The following is a 17,526-nucleotide window of genomic DNA, read 5'->3' as shown; positions in this document are numbered from 1 at the left end:
ACACACTAACAAACAGTCATGAATATAGTGATCGATCACTCACCCACGTGTGGATCTTACAACGGGCTGAAACCTACCGCCTGGTGTCAATAGGGAGGAAGAAATGAACAAGTTCAATTTGATGATGGCGACCGCACTTGCTGCTGGTCTTGTTGCAGGGGCCGCTGCGGCACAGGAAAAAGTACGAATCGCTTTCATTGATCCGCTATCCGGGCCATTTGCGACGACGGGCACACAAGGCCTGGCAATCTATCGCCACAGCGTCAAAGAGCTGGTGAACGAACCTGGCGGGCTGTTGGATGGGAATGCCGAATTCGAGATGGTGCCTTTCGACAATAAGATCAGCGCAAAGGAATCGCTCATCCAGTTGCAGGTTGCCATGGATCAGGGCATTCGCATCATCGCTCAGGGCGCATCATCCGGTGTGGCGAACGCGCTGACCGAAGCGGTTGCCAAGCACAATCGTCGCAACCCTGATGATCCGGTTATCTTCCTCAACCACTCGGCCGTTGACCCGGCGTTGACCAATGACAAGTGCCAGTTCTGGCATTTCCGCTTTGACGCCAATGCTGACATCAAAATGGACGCGTTGACCGATGACATTGCAGCCAACCCGGATATCAAAAAAGTCTATGTGATCGGTCAGGACTATTCGTTCGGTAAGGCTGTTGCTGCGGCCGCACAGCGGTTCCTTCAGGAAAAGCGCCCCGATATTGAGATTGTCGGGAACGAGTTGCACCCGATCGGCAAAGTCAAAGACTTCACGCCCTACGCGCGCAAGATTGTTGGTTCGGGCGCAGATGCCGTGATCACCGGTAACTGGGGTGGCGATATGGTCGGTCTGGGCAAGGCGGTCATGGGTGCCGGTTTCGACAAGCCGATCTACACCTACTATGGCGCGACCTCGGGCATCACCGCGGCCTTTGGTGAAGAAGGCGACGGTATCGTCAAGCTGGTCGGAGCAGGTCAGGTCAATCCGGCCCCAACTCCTGAAGCGCAGGAGTTCATCGAAGCCTTCTATGTAAGCTTCCCGGATCTGGACTTCGGTCAGCCTCAGATGGCGAATGTCGCACCGATGCTGGCAGCCGCGATCAACGAAGTTGGCAGCGCCACGGACATCAAGGCGATCGCCTACGCGCTGGAAGGTATGGAATACGACAGTATTGTCACTGGCAAGACCGTGATGCGTGAAAGCGATCACCAGACGATCCAGACTGTGACCGTTCAAGGGCAGACACCTGAGGCTGCGTTCGACTATGACAATTCTGGCCGTGGTATGGTCGCAGAAACTGTTGTCGAACTGGCGTCCAATGACTCGTCCACCACGTGCGAGATGAAGCGCCCATAACCCTCTAACCACTCTGGTGGTCCGTCCGAAATCCGGGCGGGCCGCTAGGCTACCACTCAATAAAATGCAGGGAGACACGTAATGGCGCTGTTCCTCGTGAACGTGTTGGATGGATTTGTGACTGGTTTGTTGCTGTTCATGCTATGCAGCGGTCTGACACTGATCTTTTCCATGATGGGCGTTCTGAACTTTGCTCATGCCAGTTTTTACATGCTGGGTGCTTATTTCGCCTATCAGATCAGCCTCGTCACCGGGTTCTGGGTCGGCTTGCTTGTCGCGCCATTGATTGTCGGTTTGATCGGAGCTCTGATCGAGCGATACGGGTTAAGACGAGTTCACAAATACGGGCATGTGCCGGAACTGATCTTTACCTTTGGTCTTGCGCTGCTGATTGAAGAAACGATTCAATTCTTCTGGGGCAAAAGTCAGCTTCCATTCTCGGAACCTGCCGCGCTGGATTTTGCAGCTTTCGCTATCGCTGGAAATGCTTTCCCTGCCTACAAGGTTTTCATGATCGCCGTCGCAATGGGGATCTTCCTGACACTGCTATACATTCTGACCAAGACCCGTATTGGCATGACCATTCAGGCCGCGCTCAGCTATCCCGAAACCGTGCAGAACCTGGGTCACAACGTACCGTTGGTCTTTATGTGCGTGTTTGGCGTAGGAACCGCGATGGCCGGGCTGGCCGGCGTCATCGCTGGTCCGGTTCTGGGTGTTTTCCCCGGCATGGCCTTGCAGCTGGGTTCAATCGTTTTTGTGACCATTGTGATCGGCGGTCTGGGTTCCCTTTGGGGCGCCTTGGTTGCATCCCTGATTATCGGCTGGCTTCAGACCTTTGCCACCGCCTATGACGTCACGGCTGAACAGGTGCTGACCGCGATCGGCTTTACCAAGCCAGAGATGATCTGGGATCATCCGCTGCAGGACCTTTGGACACTGACGCTGCCTCAACTCGGCCCGATCTTGCCTTACCTGTTGATGATCATCGTTCTTGTTCTGCGCCCGCAAGGTCTTATGGGGAACCGTGAATCATGAGTATCGCTAGTAAGACGCCCTTAACTGCGGGCACTACGCGGCTGATATCGCTATCAAGCGTGATGCCCTGGGCTTTTGCCGCTTTGTTCCTGTTGTGCCTGCCATTTGTGTTCCAATCCAGTTCGGCGCTGACGATCATGAACCAGATGGCAATCACCATCGTCTTCGCGCTAAGCTACAACATGTTGCTGGGGCAGGGTGGTATGCTGTCCTTTGGTCATGCGGTCTATATGGGTCTTGGCGGGTTCTTCGCCATGCACGTGATGAACATGGTCGAGGACGGGCTATGGTTGCCTTTGCCGTTTCTTCCGATTGTCGGAGGCTTGTTCGGCATGGTCTTCGCCTTCCTGATCGGTAGTTTTTCGACCCGTCGGGCAGGCACTGTATTCGCCATGATCTCGCTTGGGGTCGGAGAGCTGATCGCCGCCTGTTCCGTCATCATCGTAGTGTTCTTTGGCGGCGAAGAAGGCATCTCGGGCGACCGGACCATGGGTCCGCCAGTGTTTGGATATGAATTCCTTACACAGCAAGAGGTTTATTACCTTACGGTCGTGTGGCTTTTGGTGGCGGCACTGCTGATGTACCTGTTCTCGCGCACGCCGATCGGGCGGATCGCCAACGCGGTGCGCGACAACGAGGAACGCGCCGAGTTTCTGGGGTATTCCCAACGCAACGTTCGCTGGATTTCCTTCTGCGCCTCGGGCTTCTTTGCCGGTGTCGCCGGGTCGTTGTTCGCGATCAACTTTGAGATTTTGACCGAAGAAAACCTGAACCTTGCAACGTCAGGCTCAATCCTGCTGATCACCTTCATTGGCGGCGCCGGCTTCTTTGTCGGGCCGATCATCGGCGCGGTCGTGTTCACCTTGCTGCAAACGGTACTTGGTCTGCATACCGAATTGTGGGCGCTGTATCTGGGCATTTTGTTCGTGGCCTGTGTGATGTTCTTCCCGTCTGGTTTTGCCGGGTTGATTGCGATGCATCGACGCCCGCTCGCCTTGGGTAAACTGAAATTGCTGATCAAGCCGTATCTCAAGGTGGCAATCCCCGCGATCACGAGTGTCTTGTCCCTGGCCGCCATTCTGGAGATTCTGTTCCACAAGCGCCATGGATACGGCGGCGATCACGAGATGCACCTCTATGGCATTGCCTTTGACAGTGGCGGCTATCAGGCCATAGCGTTTGCAGTAATCATCGCCGCGATCTCACTATTCCTTGTGTCCCGCGTTTTGCCGGAAATCCGTGAAGCCTGGGACAATGCGAACCATGCGGAGGACCGGGCATGAGCGCTCCTGCTATTGAGCTGAAAAACCTCGAAAAAAGTTTTGGTCTGGCCAAGATCATTCAGGGTGTGAACCTGCAGATCGCAAAAGGTGAACGCCATGCGGTCATTGGGCCAAACGGGGCCGGGAAGTCGACCCTGTTCAACCTGATCACCGGGCGGTTCGCGCCGACCTCGGGCGGGGTGTTTCTGCACGGCGAAGATGTCACCGGATTGAAGCCCTTCGAGATCAACCGTCGTGGTCTCAGCCGATCTTTCCAGATCACCAACATTTTTCCCAACATGACCGTGTTCGAAAACATTCGTTGCGGGTTGTTGTGGACAATGGGGTATCGCTATTCGTTTTGGCACATGATTGGTCGGCAGCAGGATGTGACTGAAAAGGCTGAGGGTATTCTGGCACAAATCAATCTGACCTCGCGCCGGAATGAACTGGCGGGCACGCTGGCTTATGCAGAGCAGCGCGCGCTTGAGATTGGGATCACGATCGCTGGTGGGGCCGATATCATTCTGCTGGACGAACCCTGCGCCGGGATGAGCCATTCAGAAACTGACCTGATCGTCGATCTGATACGCAACGTGACCGAGGATAAGACACTATTGATCGTCGAGCACGACATGGGCGTGATCTTCGATTTGGCCGACAAGATCTCGGTCCTTGTTTATGGCGAAGTGATCGAATCCGACACGCCGGACGTCGTGCGTGCATCGGTGAAAGTGAAAGAAGCCTATTTGGGCGCAAGTTTGGAAGAGGAGGCGGTGTAATGCTTCAGGTCACCGACTTGCACGCATATTACGGAAAAAGTCACATTCTTCAGGGGGTGAACCTTGAAGTGGGCGAGGGCGAAATCGTCTCGCTGCTGGGGCGCAACGGGGTTGGGCGATCAACCACCTGCAAGGCGATCATGGGCGAGGTCGCGCCACATGGGTCGATCAAGTTCCGCGGCCAGGAGATCGCTGGTCGCAAGAGCTTTGAGATTGCCAAGGCCGGGATTCGCTACGTGCCCGAAAACCGGGATATCTTTCCCGGTCTCACAACGCGCCAAAACCTGATATTGGGGCTGAAACCTGGCCAAAAGGACGGCGATGGCCGCTGGTGTATCGAGGATATGTTCGAGATGTTTCCCAACCTGCGCAATCGTGCGGACGTGGATGCCTCGGTTATGTCGGGCGGCGAAAAGCAAATGCTGACCATCTGCCGCGCTTTGATGGGCAACCCCGATTTCATCATGATCGACGAACCGACCGAAGGCCTGGCCCCGAAGATTGTTGAGCAAGTGGGGGATCTGCTGCTGCAGATTGCCGAGCGTGGCGTCTCGATCCTGTTGGTCGAGCAAAAGCTGACCATCGCTTTGCGTGTGACCAACCGGGTTTACGTCATGGGTCACGGGCACATGGTTTACGAAGGTACTCCGCAGGCATTGCGCGAAAATGACGAAATCCGGAAGGAATGGCTGGAGGTCTGAGGCAGTGCCACAGGCACCTTGCCCATAGTAAGCCGCGCTGTCAGCAATACCGCAAAAGGATTGAAGGGAACTTCGTAAATGCGGAGTTCCCTTCTTTTTTGGTGCACCAGATTATTTTTTCAGGAACGGTGCCATTGTCTTAAAGAACTTCTCGCCATAGGGCGGGCGAAGAGCCTTGAAGACACCATCCATGTTGATCTGCTTGAAGATAGCCTTTGCGTGGCTGAACCGTTTGAAACCATGCAGGCCGTGATAAGCGCCCATGCCACTGTTTCCGACACCGCCAAAGGGCAGGGTGTTCTGCGTCGAATGCATGATGGTCTCGTTGATGCACGCTCCGCCGGAAATGGTGCTTTCCATCACATGCTCCTGCTCGCCCGCGTCCTTGGCAAACACGTAAGCCGCCAGAGGGCGCGGACGGGTGTTGGCAAAGCCTATGGCCTGATCCAGCGAGTCGTAAGGCAGGATTGGCAGGATCGGCCCAAAGATTTCATCCTGCATGACGTCCAGCGCCGGATCGGCGTCGACGATCAGTGTCGGGGGCAGAATTTTCTCATTTGTGGTTGAGAGATCTTCGTTGGCCGGATTGACCTGAACGACCCTCGCCCCTGCCGAGCGTGCCTGCTCCACAAGGCCCTTGAGTCGGTCGAATTGGCGATCGGTCACGATATGTGTGACATCCGGGTTGCCGGACAGGGTCGGAAAGGCCTCGGCAAGTTTTGCCGCAAGCTGGGTAGCGAATTCTTCCATCTTTGCGCGTGGGACCAAGACATAGTCCGGTGCCAGGCAAACCTGACCCGCATTGAATCCTTTGCCCGCCGCAATCCGGGCGACCGCAAGGTTCATATCCGCGCTGGGGGCGATGATGGCGGGGTTCTTGCCTCCAAGTTCCAGCGTCGTCGGCACCATATGTTCAGCTGCTGCGCGAAGGACGTGCGGGCCAATGGTGCTGGCGCCGGTAAACAGCAGGTGGTCAAAAGGAAGGGCAGTGAATGCCTGTGCGACGTCGACGCCACCGGTCACGACCACGGCTTCGTGCGGGGCGAAGTTTGCTTCTATCAGCGATTTCAAAAGGTCGGACGTGCGGGGGGTGAACTCTGACGGTTTCAGCATGACCGAGTTGCCGGCCGCAAAGGCCTCGGCCATAGGGCCAATGGCCAGATAGATCGGAAAGTTCCAGGGACTGACAATCCCAATGACACCCAGAGGTTGGTAATGAATGCGACCGCGCGCGCCCAACAAGCCCAACGGAAACTCGACTTTTGCCTTCTCAGGGCGCATCCAGCGACCAAGGTTGTCCCGCGCGAATTTTAACTGTTTCACCGTACCAGCGATGTCGGCCGCGATCGTTTCATGTTGTGACCGATTGCCAAAATCAGCCGAGATCGCGTCAATCATGGCATGCCGATTATCCAACACCAGGTCGATTAACCGCGTGATGCGATCCTTGCGTTCAACCGCGTTTGGCGCGCCATGTTTGTCCTGGTGGGCTTTTTGTGTCTCCAAAAGCGTCGCGAGGCTCTCGGCGGGGTTGGGGCTATGCTGGTTCAATACGCGTCTCCTGCGGTTGGTTTTGCGGTGCGCAACCGCCTTCCTGTTGGTCTGTGTGCCCGTTCTGTCCCCTTGGTCACAAGGGTCGGGTTTCGTTTCTTTGCCGCCGGGCTGCGAAGTCTGCGTTGACATCTATCCGGCGATGTGGAAGGTAAGTGATCGTTCACTAATTAGCAAGAGCGCAGTATGACCCTGACCACAGAAGACAGGTTCAAGACCGGTATGCAGTTGCTGGCGGCCTCAACGACCATCATCACTTCAGAATTCGAAGATTCGCGCGCTGGAATGGCGGCGACGGCGGTATGTTCGCTAACGGCCGATCCGCCAGCTTTGTTGGTTTGCATCAACCGAACAGCGCGAACATATGGCGTCGTGATGGACAACCGAAAGTTTGCCGTAAACCTCATACCCGATGACATGACCAAGGTTGTCGGTGCCTTTTCGTCGAAAATGGACAAGGAACAACAGTTCCAGGCAGCCGGGACATGGATCAAAGGGGATCTGGGTCTGCCTGTTTTGAAAGAGTCCGTCGTGTCCTTTGAATGCGTGGTCGACAACTGGGCAAACACGAAGACACATGCGGTGTTCTTCGGTATGGTGAAAGAAGTTCACCTGAACCCGGAAAAGTCGGCGCTTATTTATGGGCGCAAGGGATTTCACAAACTAACACCGCTGGAAGGCTGATGTAGGGTCAAAGTGAATTTTCACCTGACTTCGCACGCCCCACGCCGCCAAAAAACGACAATCACGTAACTTAAGAATTGCCGTGATGATGCCCGGGAGGAGACACCAATGCCGACGCTTGGACAGCTGATCGACCGAAACGCAGACCGCTTTGGGGATCAGGATGCTTATGTGGAATTGGACCGCCGTCGCAGTTGGCGCGAGTTGGGCCAGCGAACGGATGCGCTGGCGCATGCGTTGCGGTCGCTGGATGTCCGCAAAGGTGATCGGGTTGGGGTGATCCTGCCTGACTGCATAGAGGTTGCGGAAACCATTGGCGCTTGCGCCAAGGCCGGTGCGATTCGAGTGGGTCTGAACTATCGCCTTGCCCCGCGCGAAATCGGCGCGCTTATTGACGACGCGGGCTTGGATGTTCTGATCGTGCAGGACACGAAAGTTGCAATCGCCCGAGACGCGTTGACCTTCAGCAGGCGCCAACCTGTGCTGGTGGGTGTCGGTGCCCAGCATACGCTGGAGCGGGATTATGAAACCCTGATCGCAGCGGCATCTGATCGCGGGGCTTTCACCCATACCCCGCATGAGCAATTGATGATCTGCTACACCACCGGTTCAACCGGTTTGCCGAAAGGTGCGATCTATCCTCACGCGTTGATGATCGAGTCGATGGGTGTAATCGCTCTGACGGAAGGTGCGGGCCCGGACGATGTCTGGTTGCACGCGATGCCGGCATCGGGCGTTCCGATCATTCACCTGCTGCGTAACATGTTCCACGGCACCAAATGCGCCATTGTCGGCGAATGGGATGCTGAAACGGCGCTAAAGCTTATTGACCGTGAGCAGGCGACGATCTGCGTTCTGGTGCCAACGATGCTGAACGACCTGCTGTCTTCCGGCCTGATTACGCAATACAATTGCTCGTCGATCCGGCAGCTGGGGTATGGGTCTGCGCCAATTCCACCCGCGACAGTGCGCGATGCGCTCAAGGCTTTCGGGTGCAAGTTCTTGCAGATGTTTGGCACGACCGAGCTGATGGGCATGGGCATGATGTTGACCGCAACGGATCATGAGCGCGCTTTGAAAGACGGGCACAATTGTCTCGAAAGCGCGGGCCGGCCACTTTTCTACGTGGACGTCCGTGTCGTTGACGAGCAGGGCAATGACCTTCCCAGCGGTGAGGCAGGTGAGCTGCTGATTCACTCGCCTTACGTGATCCCGGGCTATTGGAATCAGACGGTAGAGTATTCGGAAACCGTCCGCGATGGTTGGCTGCATACCGGGGATATCGCTGTTATCGATGCAGAGGGCTACGTCCAACTCAAGGACCGGGCAAAGTTCCGCATCAAGTCCGGCGGCTATAACGTGTTCCCGGTCGAGGTCGAAAACTGTCTGGCTGAACATGATGCAGTCGACGAAGTCAGTGTGTTCGGCCTGCCGGATCCGAAATGGGGGGATCGGATTCATGCCGTTGTCACCCTGAACTCTGATACGGCTGTTAGTGGCGCAGAACTGCGTGAGTACTGCCGGGGTAAGATTGCCAACTTCAAAATCCCGAAAGATATCGAGATTTGGGACGCATTGCCCAAAGGAACGACCGGCAAAATTCAAAAGCGCGAAATCATCGAGATTTGCTGCCGCGACGATCAAAGCGGTGCGGCTTAAGCACCGTTCCTGACTGAATGCTCATGGTCAGGGGATGAAAGTTCGAAAAACAGTGTGAGGCTTGATCGTTGAAATGCGGTCAAGCCTCTTCGTTTCAATGGCCCAACTCAAATGATGCAGGCCATTCGGTTGGGCAAGCGACCCGGTGAAATCTCTATCGCTTGCCGCGTGTACCTACGCCTCTATGTGCCGCAGAACCGATCTCTGAAAGTAGGTCAGCGGAGATTCCGCCCCAGGACCAGAGGCCATTTTGCCGACCGTGTATTTGGGCGACATCATCGCACGCTGCATTTTCTCGACGACATATACATCTTCAGTCTGGAAGTCTTGCGTTTCCAGCGGATGCACTTTCCAGTGCGAGCTTTTGATCATGCCGGATACTTTGTCATAGCCTGGGATATCCTTGACGGATCCGCGGCTCGACATCCATGATTTTGCGGCCCAGACATAAGCATGCAACCGTGTCACACCGGCGCTTACAGGTTCCATCACAGATATCGAAAAAGACCAGGGGCTTGCCACGATCAGGGTCGTCGGGAACAACATGTAGACGCCGCCATAGCCTTCTTTCTCAGCATGCGGGATTTTCTTCGCGTTCCATTTGTCCATGCGCGTAGACACGAAATTCGGAACACGCGAACGCACGGTTTCATTCTCGGTCGAGTACCAAACCTGATTGTCACCATAAGGGTCCCAGATGTTCTTGTCCTGAGTTGGGCCGCCAAGGGTGTTCTTGTGCAGATAGGCCAGATGGTATCCGTCGATCGCATTCTCGAAGAACACTTTCCAGTTGCACTGCATTTCATAGGTTACAGGTTCACCGTAAGATATCAGTTCAGGGCTGGTGATGTCGTGCGGCCAGACGACATCTTCCAATCCGCTGAGCCAATCGGACAGGTCCTGATCGGGTTCGGGATTGGCAAAGACAATGCCCTTGAACACCGCGACCGAAGCTCTGTGCAGGCCGTTTTCCTTCTTGTTGATGTCCGGGAAACAGGCCTTCTGGTCAGGGATGCCACGCAGCGCGCCATCCAGGCCAAAAGTCCACGAGTGATAGGGGCACACGATCGTTTTGCCCGCATTTCCGCAGCCGCGGTCCAGCAATTCGGTTCCGCGATGGCGACAAATGTTGTGGAACGCCCGCAGTTCGCCGTCGTTTCCGCGGATTACGACCAGGGTAAAGTGCCCTGCCTTGGCCGTCATGTAATCGCCCGCATTGGCAACCTTTGACTCGACGCCAGCAAACACCCAGCTGCGCGAAAACAGTTTCTTGTTTTCCTGCGCCAACCATTCATCCGATGTGTAGGCTTCGGGAGGCAATTCCTGGGTGGCGACCTCTGGCATTTGGTTCGGCTGTTGCATGAATGATCTCACAAATGGCTGCTAAGTTTTCATTATTGTCATTGTTGACAGATAACCGTAGAGGCGCCATATGTCAATGCAAAGTGATCGTTCACTAAAGTGGAAAAATTGGAAGAAATTGGCCGCAAAAATTGCGGTTAATCAAGATTTCATAGGCTCTTGTCCTGAGCCTGATGAAGGGATTGGAAACGCCATGCCGCGCCCGAGCTTAAAACCGCAACGGTCAGAAGAAATCCTTGATGCCTATATGACCTGCGTGGCCCGGTACGGGCTTGATGGTGCCACCCAAGAGCGTGTCGCGACCGAGGCTGGTGTGAAGCGACCATTGCTACGGCACTACCTTGGCAATCGTGACCAGATGATCGCTGCGCTGAATCAGCATGTCGCAGACGCGTTCAACGAGCTGACATTGGAGCTGGACTGTCATCTTACACAGATAGAAACAGGCGATCAGCTCTTGGAAATCCTTTTTGCCGAAGATGAAGAGATCGACCCGCGGCTTGCTGCTGCGTGGCAGGGGTTATCCGCATCAGTCGGGGATCATCCCGAACTTGCCGAGCCGTTGCTGGAAGTCCTGGCACGTTTTGTGGCGGTTCTTGAGAAGTTCCTTGGTCGCGTGTCGCCCGACGCTACACCAGAACGGGTCAGGGCCGTGGCGCAGGGCATTTCAACGATCTTCCTGTCCCTCGATTCACTGGCCGCACTTGATGCGCCGTCAAATTGGCGTACTGAATTGAAGCGGGCGGCTTCATTGCTGACGGAAACTTTGTAATTGCCAAGTCGGGTCGCATCCGACGACGTCAGCGCGGCAGGCCCTCTTCGGTTTGGGCCTGCGTGGACAGCCAATGACGAAAGCTGCGCAGCGACGGGTCGTCCGACTTGGTTTTCGGCCAAACAAGATAGTAGGCGCCCATCATCTCGACCGCGTCCGGAAAGGCTGCGATCAGTTTGCCTGTCGCGAGGTCCGGTTCGATCAAATAATTTGGCAGTAACGCAACGCCGAGACCGTGAACCGCCGCCTGATTGATCGTTGTGTATTGATCGTAAATCGTTCCGGGCAACGCGTCGGGATGGCTTGTCCCCATATGGCTGAACCATTCTTGCCAGGCATGGGGCCGGGTCTGGATGTGCAGCAATGGTAGTTTCAGCAGATCTCGCGGTGATGACGGCGCGCCTTTGGGCAGCAAGGATGGCGCGCAAACCGGCAATACACTTTCCATACGCAGCAACAGCCGATCCGTGCCGGGCCAATCGGGTTCACCAAAATGCAGCGCCGCGTCGAAGGGTTCAGAGGTAAAACTGAACGGACGCAGACGTGTCGACATGTTGATGGTTATTTCCGGGTGCATGCGGGCAAATTCCGGTAATCTGGGCACCAGCCACCGCATTCCGAACGTCGGCAAGATCGCAAGGTTCAAGGTGCCACCAACAGGAGCCACGTGCAGCTTTAACGAGGCCTGAGCGATCTGGTTCAGACCTTGCCGGACTTCAGCTACATATTCCTGCGCAACCGGGGTCAGCAGCAGGCGTTTGCGATCCCGACGGATCAGATCGACACCTAGCTGGGCTTCCAATGTTTGCAATTGACGGCTGACGGCACTTTGGGTCAGGGCAAGCTCATCAGCGACCGCAGAAGCCGAGCCTAAGCGATCCAGCGCTTCAAGGGCGCGGAGTGATGAGATTGAGGGGAAAAGGCGGCGTGGCGCTACCATCTATGCGGTCTGCTCATGAGTTACCCTGTTATCTTGCAGTTATTTGCGATTTGTTCAAACATCTTGTTGAATGTCTGCTTCAGTAGGTGTTCGGGCCTAAAATCCTCGTCACTGCCACTCCTGCGCATCATAGATCCACCCTTCCTTATGCTGTCCGGCCCAATAACCGATCGCAAACAGGTCGGTCATGTATTCGGGGTCGAAGGGTTCCTGCGGTTTTCTTTAAAATTCCTTGGGAATATAGGTGATGTTGGCTTGAAACCCGTCCCGGTTCGCGAGGGTCAGGATGCTTTCGATATTGCCAAGGCTTTGCGAACGGATCAGCATTTCGAACGCGCGGTTAGCCACAGCGGTTGCATTTCCGGGCAACGGATCGAAACTCGGTTCCAGCGTTTTATTGTGGATCAGCCAAATGCGGTTTTTTTGATTGCTCAGCCCTGCGTCCCGCAGCAGCTGACGCATCTGCAAGTCATATGGGTAGGCAAAAATCTCGCGGGTCAGTCCGCCATCCACATGCAGTTCTTCGCGTTGTACTTCGCCATTGGTCACCTTGATTGTAACGGGTTGAAACACGACAGGTGTCGAGACCGAGGCCAGAATTACGTCCCGGATGAGATCCCGCGCGCCCGGCGTGTCGGTTTGGGCGATCGCCCCGATGTTCCACAGCACCGGACGTTCCGCGTCGATGTTGGTGGTGCCGATCAAAAGCTGGCGGCCCAATCTGTGCTGCTCCGCGATCTCGCAGATCAGATCGTCGGTCAGTTCTTGCTTGATTGCCGCTTTCAGTGGCGTTGCTTTGGTCAGAAAACCGCGCCCAAAGACGGCACCCGAAACGTCTAATCGCACGACATCCCGGGTCGCGGTTTCGGTGTAGAACCGCTTCAGGCGGCTGTCATAATCCGGGCCGAGGAATGCAAAGGGCGCAATTAGCGCGCCGGTGGAGATTCCGGTGACCACATCAAAGGAAGGGCGTGTGCCCTTGTCGGTCCAACCATTTAGAACGCCGGCCCCAAAAGCGCCGTGCTGGCCGCCGCCTGACAGCGCAAGAATGTTAAGGCCTTGTCCCCTTGGAACCTGTGCTAGCGTCTTGCGCATTTCCGCATTGAGAGTTGCCAGACGGTCGCGACTATCATCCTCGAAATACCGGCTGTCCGGGGTTATTCCAACCGGTAGAAAGGTCTCGTAATTCTCGGGCGTCGGCGTAAGTGCTGTCCGATCATAGCTACTGGCACAGGCGGTTAGCATCAGCGCGAGGGCGAAATTGACACAAATCTTGAATGAGGGCATCGGTGAATTGTCCGTCTTGAAAGTGGTGCCGCTCTGTATAGTGCTAAGCATATTTTGTTGAGTGCCAAATCTCTGCAGGCGCCTTAATCCGATTGTATCGTTAGGTAATGTGCGAGATGACACCGATCGAAACGGCGGACATCGCAAAAAATTGCTTACATGTTTCGGCTGATTTCATTCTTTAAATTGTCACCATTGACAGTTGTTTGCTGTTTGCCTATCTCGTTTCAAAGCACCGTAAGATCGGGCATGTGTTAATCACTGTTGCTGAGGTCAAAACGTTTAGCTTGCCAACCGTGAAGACGACGGCCCTGGGAGGGGACAGCATGCCACAAATGTACCATGAGTTACCTGCAGAAGCGTACACATCGCAGGAGTGGTTCGACCGTGAACAGCGAGAGATATTCTCAAAAACATGGCGTTTTGCTGGCTTTATGGAAGATTTGCCCGAGCCAGGCCATTATCTTTCGGTTCAGGCGGGATTGAACAACTTGTTCATCGTCATGGGGAGGGATCGCAGGCTGCGGGCCTTCCACAATATCTGCAGACATCGGGGCACCCAATTGATCCGCGCCCTGGGAAAGACCCAAAAAGCGCTGACCTGCCCCTATCACGACTGGACCTATGATCTTGAGGGCAACCTGATCTCAGTCCCGGATGAGCATCGCGAATATAAGTCCGTCGACAAATCCTGCCTTGGCCTGAAACCTGCTTCGGTCGATATCTGGAAAGGTATGTTGTTTGTGCATCCCGACCCGAACGCAGGGTCGATCATGAAATGGTTTGGCGACGTGGACGATAAGGTCGGACCACATGTGCCAGAAGAGCTGGTGGAACACGAGGACACCTCGAACACCTATGAAATCAAGGCCAATTGGAAGATCGTTGTCGAGAATTACATCGACGTCTACCATCTGAGCCACCTTCATTCGAACACCCTACAAATGTATGACCACGCCAATGCGCAATATGGTTGGTACGGGCCGCACTACATCTTTTGGGAGCCGCCGGTCGAAGAGTTCGCCAAAGATCAGAACAAAAAGCTTCAGATGCCGCGGGTCGTTCCCGAAGATCAGAATGGTGCATGGGTGCCGATGCTGTTTCCAGGGGTCGGAATTGGCGCGTCAGAGGACGTATGGAACGTCTTTATCATTACCCCGCTTGCTCCGGACAGGACGCGGATTCTGAACCGGACGCGTGTTGCCAATGCATCGGGCTGGGAGTTTTCGAAACAGGCTACCCGGTCGGCGTCCTTCTGGAACAATTTTGGCATCAAAGGCAAATATGAAGGTGATGATGCGTATGATGAAAACGATCCGATGGCCTCGGGCGATTTCACGCAAGAGGACATCTATGCCTGTGAACAGCAACAGAAATCCTTGACCTCGCCTTATTTCGAAGTTGGTCCAGCCGCCGTTGGGGAAAGCCCCGTGGTTCAACACCAAAGGGTCGTTCGCGATTGGTTGCAAGAAGAATGATCAACCCCGACGACCGGTTGTCGATTGCGACCTTGCTGCGGGTCTTCCGCACAAAAATCGTAACGACCTGGGGTCTGACCCTGGTTGAAACGGGGTTGTTTATCTTCCTTCCCCTGTTGATCGGCTATTCGATCGACGGCCTGTCGAATGGGGACTACACGTCGTTCATCCATTTCGGTGTTGCGATGGCAGCGCTGCTGGTTGTGTCGACGTTGCGGCGTGTTTACGACACGCGGGCCTATGGCACGATCCGCGTCGAATTGGGTAAGGCGCAGGCCAAACGGGATGCGGGGCGCGAGGTCTCGGTGCTAAATGCGCGGGTACTGATGGCCCGCGAGTTGGTTGATTTTCTGGAGAATGAGGCCCCTGAATCGATGGGTGCAGTCGTGCAGGTTCTGGTCTCGGTTGGTATTCTGATGTCCTTTCACGGGGCACTTGCCACCGCCGCAGGGGCCGCTGCTGTGATTATCCTGATCATCTTTACCCTGTTTTCGCGTCGCTTCTTCCGCCTGAATGGGCTGTTGAACCACCAGTCAGAAAGACAGGTGACTGCGTTGCAAAGCATGGATCTGAAAAAGATCGGCCAGCACTTGTTCCGATTGCGCACGCATGAGGTTCGGTTGTCGGATTCCGAGGCACTTGTCTATGCTGCGATTTTTGCTGTCTTGCTCAGCATGCTGGCCTTCAACCTGTGGTTTGCGGCGACGCAAAGCGGGGCGACGGCAGGGCAGATCTTCTCGGTTGTTACCTATTCGTTCGAGTTTGTGCAATCGGTCGTGATTTTACCGATGGTCCTGCAAAGCCTCGCGCGCTTGTCCGAGATCACCGAGCGGATCAACGCACCGGCATCGAAACAGGGTGCCAATGCCTAATACGTTTAATTCAAACACCCGTCCCATATCGGGTATCATCACACATCCTGCCCTTTCGCACGGCACGAATTTCGGAGGCTCAAATGACCAGAGTTTTTCACCCGCTTGAGGTGCTTGAAACGCGTAGTGAGATCGGCGGGCAGGCCAAATCCGTCATGTTTGACGTGCCGCCACATCTGGCCAAAGACTTTGCCTGGCGTGCCGGTCAGCACCTGACCCTTCGCTTTTGGATCAAGGGTGAAGACGTGCGTAGAAGCTATTCGATCTCGTCTTCGCCCGTTTCAGGCGATCCGCTGCGTATCACCGTCAAACGGGTGAAAAAGGGGCTCGTCAGCAACCATATCAACGATACGGTTCAAAAGGGTGATGTGATCGACGTCATGCCGCCATTTGGTAGTTTTTGTCTGGATACAGACCCGGAGGAACGGCGCACACACTACTTCTTTGGGGCGGGCAGCGGTATCACCCCATTGTATTCCATGCTTAAGTCTGTGCTATTGGCCGAACCGTGGTCGGTTGCACATCTGGCCTATGGCAATGCGAACGCGGACAGTATCCTGTTCAAAGACGAGTTTGCCGAATACCAGCAGACGTTTCCGGAACGCCTGACGGTGCATCACCTTCTGTCCAAACCCTCAATGTGGTCCAGTTTCGCCTATTGGCGTAGGGGTGTCATCGACAAGGATGCGATCGAGGCGCTGATCACGGAAAATCCGCCTTATGCCCAGAATGCCCAGTACTACATCTGTGGTCCCGGCGGGATGAACAAAGCGGTTAAAGACGCGCTTATGTCTTTGGATGTGCCTGCCAATCGGATTCACATGGAAAGCTACGGCGGTGCGCAAGAAACCGATGACAGTATCAAGGGCGTTGATGCCATCGTGGACATAACGCTGAACGGTCAGCGACAATCGGTTCAGATGGCATCTGGTCAGACGATATTACAGGCTGCCCAACAGGCTGGGTTGAAGCCGCCATATTCCTGCCAGTCTGGGGTCTGTGGGGCGTGCCGGTGTAAGGTGAAAAAGGGTTCGGTTCATATGCGGGCACGAACCGCTTTGGATGATAATGAGATCGCGAAAGGTGCCGTGCTGTCTTGCCAGGCGGTTGCCACGACAGACAAGATTGCGGTTAGTTACGATTGACCCGGCCGTTGGCCGGGCCGTCGCTGTCAGGTTTTTTCTTCCAATGTTTCAGCCAATTTCAGCGCAGCGAAATAGGACGAATAACCCCATGTTTTCGGAGGTTTAAGCGGAATGAAAGCATCCGTGGTGATAAACAGGTTTATGATTCCGTGTGCGACGATCTCGCAGGCTTGTTTGTCGGCTTTTGGGTGTGAGGCAAGAACGATATCTATCGCGACCTTGTAAAAGGCCTCCATCGATTCCAGCAACGGTTTGCGAAGTTCTGGATAAATCTCAATCGAGTTTACGAGCGCCTGATAACAAATGTTGATCCGCGGATCCATCTCACCGTCAGAGTTGAACAGGGCCTCGATCAGATTGCGGACATCGGGATTCTCGGCCAGCGCAACGCGCAATGTTTCGGTCTGTTTGCTGAACGTTTCGACGACATGCTCACCTAGCGCCAGAACCATTGCTTTGCGGTTGCCAAGATGATGGCGGATCAGTGGGCGCTTCAGCCCGGCTTGTGCCGCAATATGTTCAAGTGTGGCCCCTTCGACGCCGTAGCGAACGACGCACGACATAAATGCATCGAGGACTTCTTTTTTTCGTTGATCTTGTACAGAGGGGCGACCCATGCGATGACCCTTACGTAGGAACGGAATT

16 protein-coding genes are annotated in these 17,526 nt (G+C 55.0%); 11 read left to right on the top strand and 5 right to left on the bottom strand.

Going from position 1 to position 17,526, the window contains the following annotated elements:
• Window positions 1–103 precede the first annotated feature (103 nt).
• From AC2FI8_RS08275 to AC2FI8_RS08255, 5 genes are all read left to right on the top strand, one after another.
• On the top strand, window positions 104–1,348 hold the full coding sequence (locus AC2FI8_RS08275; RefSeq protein ID WP_496778388.1) for a branched-chain amino acid ABC transporter substrate-binding protein: 1,245 nt from the start codon (window positions 104–106) through the stop codon (window positions 1,346–1,348).
• Window positions 1,349–1,429: 81 nt separating this feature from the next.
• Window positions 1,430–2,386: a branched-chain amino acid ABC transporter permease gene (locus AC2FI8_RS08270; protein ID WP_109311132.1), complete on the top strand. Its 957-nt coding sequence runs from the start codon at window positions 1,430–1,432 to the stop codon at window positions 2,384–2,386.
• Window positions 2,383–3,669, top strand: coding sequence for a branched-chain amino acid ABC transporter permease (locus AC2FI8_RS08265; protein ID WP_496778387.1), 1,287 nt, complete (start codon window positions 2,383–2,385; stop codon window positions 3,667–3,669). The genes AC2FI8_RS08270 and AC2FI8_RS08265 overlap by 4 nt, the downstream gene beginning before the upstream one ends.
• A complete protein-coding gene (locus tag AC2FI8_RS08260) occupies window positions 3,666–4,430 on the top strand; it encodes an ABC transporter ATP-binding protein (protein WP_496778386.1) in 765 nt (254 codons plus the stop codon). Before AC2FI8_RS08265 ends, AC2FI8_RS08260 begins: the two co-directional genes overlap by 4 nt.
• Window positions 4,430–5,131: an ABC transporter ATP-binding protein gene (locus tag AC2FI8_RS08255; RefSeq protein ID WP_496778384.1), complete on the top strand. Its 702-nt coding sequence runs from the start codon at window positions 4,430–4,432 to the stop codon at window positions 5,129–5,131. Before AC2FI8_RS08260 ends, AC2FI8_RS08255 begins: the two co-directional genes overlap by 1 nt.
• Before the next feature lie 111 nt (window positions 5,132–5,242).
• Here AC2FI8_RS08255 and AC2FI8_RS08250 read toward each other — a convergent pair whose 3' ends face one another.
• Complete coding sequence (locus tag AC2FI8_RS08250; protein ID WP_496778382.1) at window positions 5,243–6,682, bottom strand: coniferyl aldehyde dehydrogenase; 1,440 nt, start codon at window positions 6,680–6,682, stop codon at window positions 5,243–5,245.
• Window positions 6,683–6,868: 186 nt separating this feature from the next.
• On the opposite strand from AC2FI8_RS08250, the gene AC2FI8_RS08245 reads away from it, so the two are divergent.
• Window positions 6,869–7,366: a flavin reductase family protein gene (locus AC2FI8_RS08245; RefSeq protein WP_496778380.1), complete on the top strand. Its 498-nt coding sequence runs from the start codon at window positions 6,869–6,871 to the stop codon at window positions 7,364–7,366.
• 108 nt (window positions 7,367–7,474) lie between these two features.
• Window positions 7,475–9,025 (top strand): class I adenylate-forming enzyme family protein, encoded by a 1,551-nt coding sequence (locus AC2FI8_RS08240; RefSeq protein ID WP_496778378.1) that lies wholly within the window; start codon window positions 7,475–7,477, stop codon window positions 9,023–9,025.
• Between the two features lie 174 nt (window positions 9,026–9,199).
• Here the strand turns inward: AC2FI8_RS08240 and AC2FI8_RS08235 are convergent, their stop codons facing one another.
• Window positions 9,200–10,387 (bottom strand): aromatic ring-hydroxylating oxygenase subunit alpha, encoded by a 1,188-nt coding sequence (locus AC2FI8_RS08235; protein WP_496778376.1) that lies wholly within the window; start codon window positions 10,385–10,387, stop codon window positions 9,200–9,202.
• Between the two features lie 193 nt (window positions 10,388–10,580).
• Between AC2FI8_RS08235 and AC2FI8_RS08230 the strand changes: the two genes are divergently transcribed.
• On the top strand, window positions 10,581–11,159 hold the full coding sequence (locus AC2FI8_RS08230) for a TetR/AcrR family transcriptional regulator (RefSeq protein ID WP_496778374.1): 579 nt from the start codon (window positions 10,581–10,583) through the stop codon (window positions 11,157–11,159).
• A gap of 28 nt (window positions 11,160–11,187) precedes the next feature.
• On the opposite strand, the gene AC2FI8_RS08225 is transcribed toward AC2FI8_RS08230, so the two are convergent.
• Together AC2FI8_RS08225 and AC2FI8_RS08220 are read right to left on the bottom strand one after the other, a co-directional pair.
• A complete protein-coding gene (locus tag AC2FI8_RS08225; protein ID WP_496778372.1) occupies window positions 11,188–12,099 on the bottom strand; it encodes a LysR family transcriptional regulator in 912 nt (303 codons plus the stop codon).
• Between the two features lie 222 nt (window positions 12,100–12,321).
• Complete coding sequence (locus tag AC2FI8_RS08220; protein ID WP_496778370.1) at window positions 12,322–13,386, bottom strand: patatin-like phospholipase family protein; 1,065 nt, start codon at window positions 13,384–13,386, stop codon at window positions 12,322–12,324.
• Between the two features lie 326 nt (window positions 13,387–13,712).
• Here AC2FI8_RS08220 and AC2FI8_RS08215 point away from each other — a divergent pair, with 326 nt between their 5' ends.
• The 3 genes from AC2FI8_RS08215 (at window position 13,713) to AC2FI8_RS08205 (ending at window position 16,881) form a co-directional block, all read left to right on the top strand.
• Window positions 13,713–14,864 carry an aromatic ring-hydroxylating oxygenase subunit alpha gene (locus AC2FI8_RS08215; protein WP_496778368.1) on the top strand — a complete coding sequence of 384 codons (1,152 nt, stop codon included), beginning with the start codon at window positions 13,713–13,715 and terminating at the stop codon, window positions 14,862–14,864.
• Entirely contained in the window at window positions 14,861–15,736 is an 876-nt protein-coding gene (locus AC2FI8_RS08210; RefSeq protein ID WP_496724809.1) for an ABC transporter six-transmembrane domain-containing protein, read from the top strand. Before AC2FI8_RS08215 ends, AC2FI8_RS08210 begins: the two co-directional genes overlap by 4 nt.
• An 83-nt stretch (window positions 15,737–15,819) precedes the next feature.
• Entirely contained in the window at window positions 15,820–16,881 is a 1,062-nt protein-coding gene (locus AC2FI8_RS08205) for a 2Fe-2S iron-sulfur cluster-binding protein (protein WP_496778366.1), read from the top strand.
• Between the two features lie 26 nt (window positions 16,882–16,907).
• Here the strand turns inward: AC2FI8_RS08205 and AC2FI8_RS08200 are convergent, their stop codons facing one another.
• Window positions 16,908–17,444: a TetR/AcrR family transcriptional regulator gene (locus tag AC2FI8_RS08200; protein ID WP_496734772.1), complete on the bottom strand. Its 537-nt coding sequence runs from the start codon at window positions 17,442–17,444 to the stop codon at window positions 16,908–16,910.
• Between the last annotated feature and the right edge of the window lie 82 nt (window positions 17,445–17,526).

It is taken from the genome of Ruegeria sp. CDSB029 (assembly GCF_059611125.1).
The sequence above is the reverse complement of the archived record's forward strand: the minus strand, read 5'-3'. Positions and strand labels throughout refer to the sequence as shown.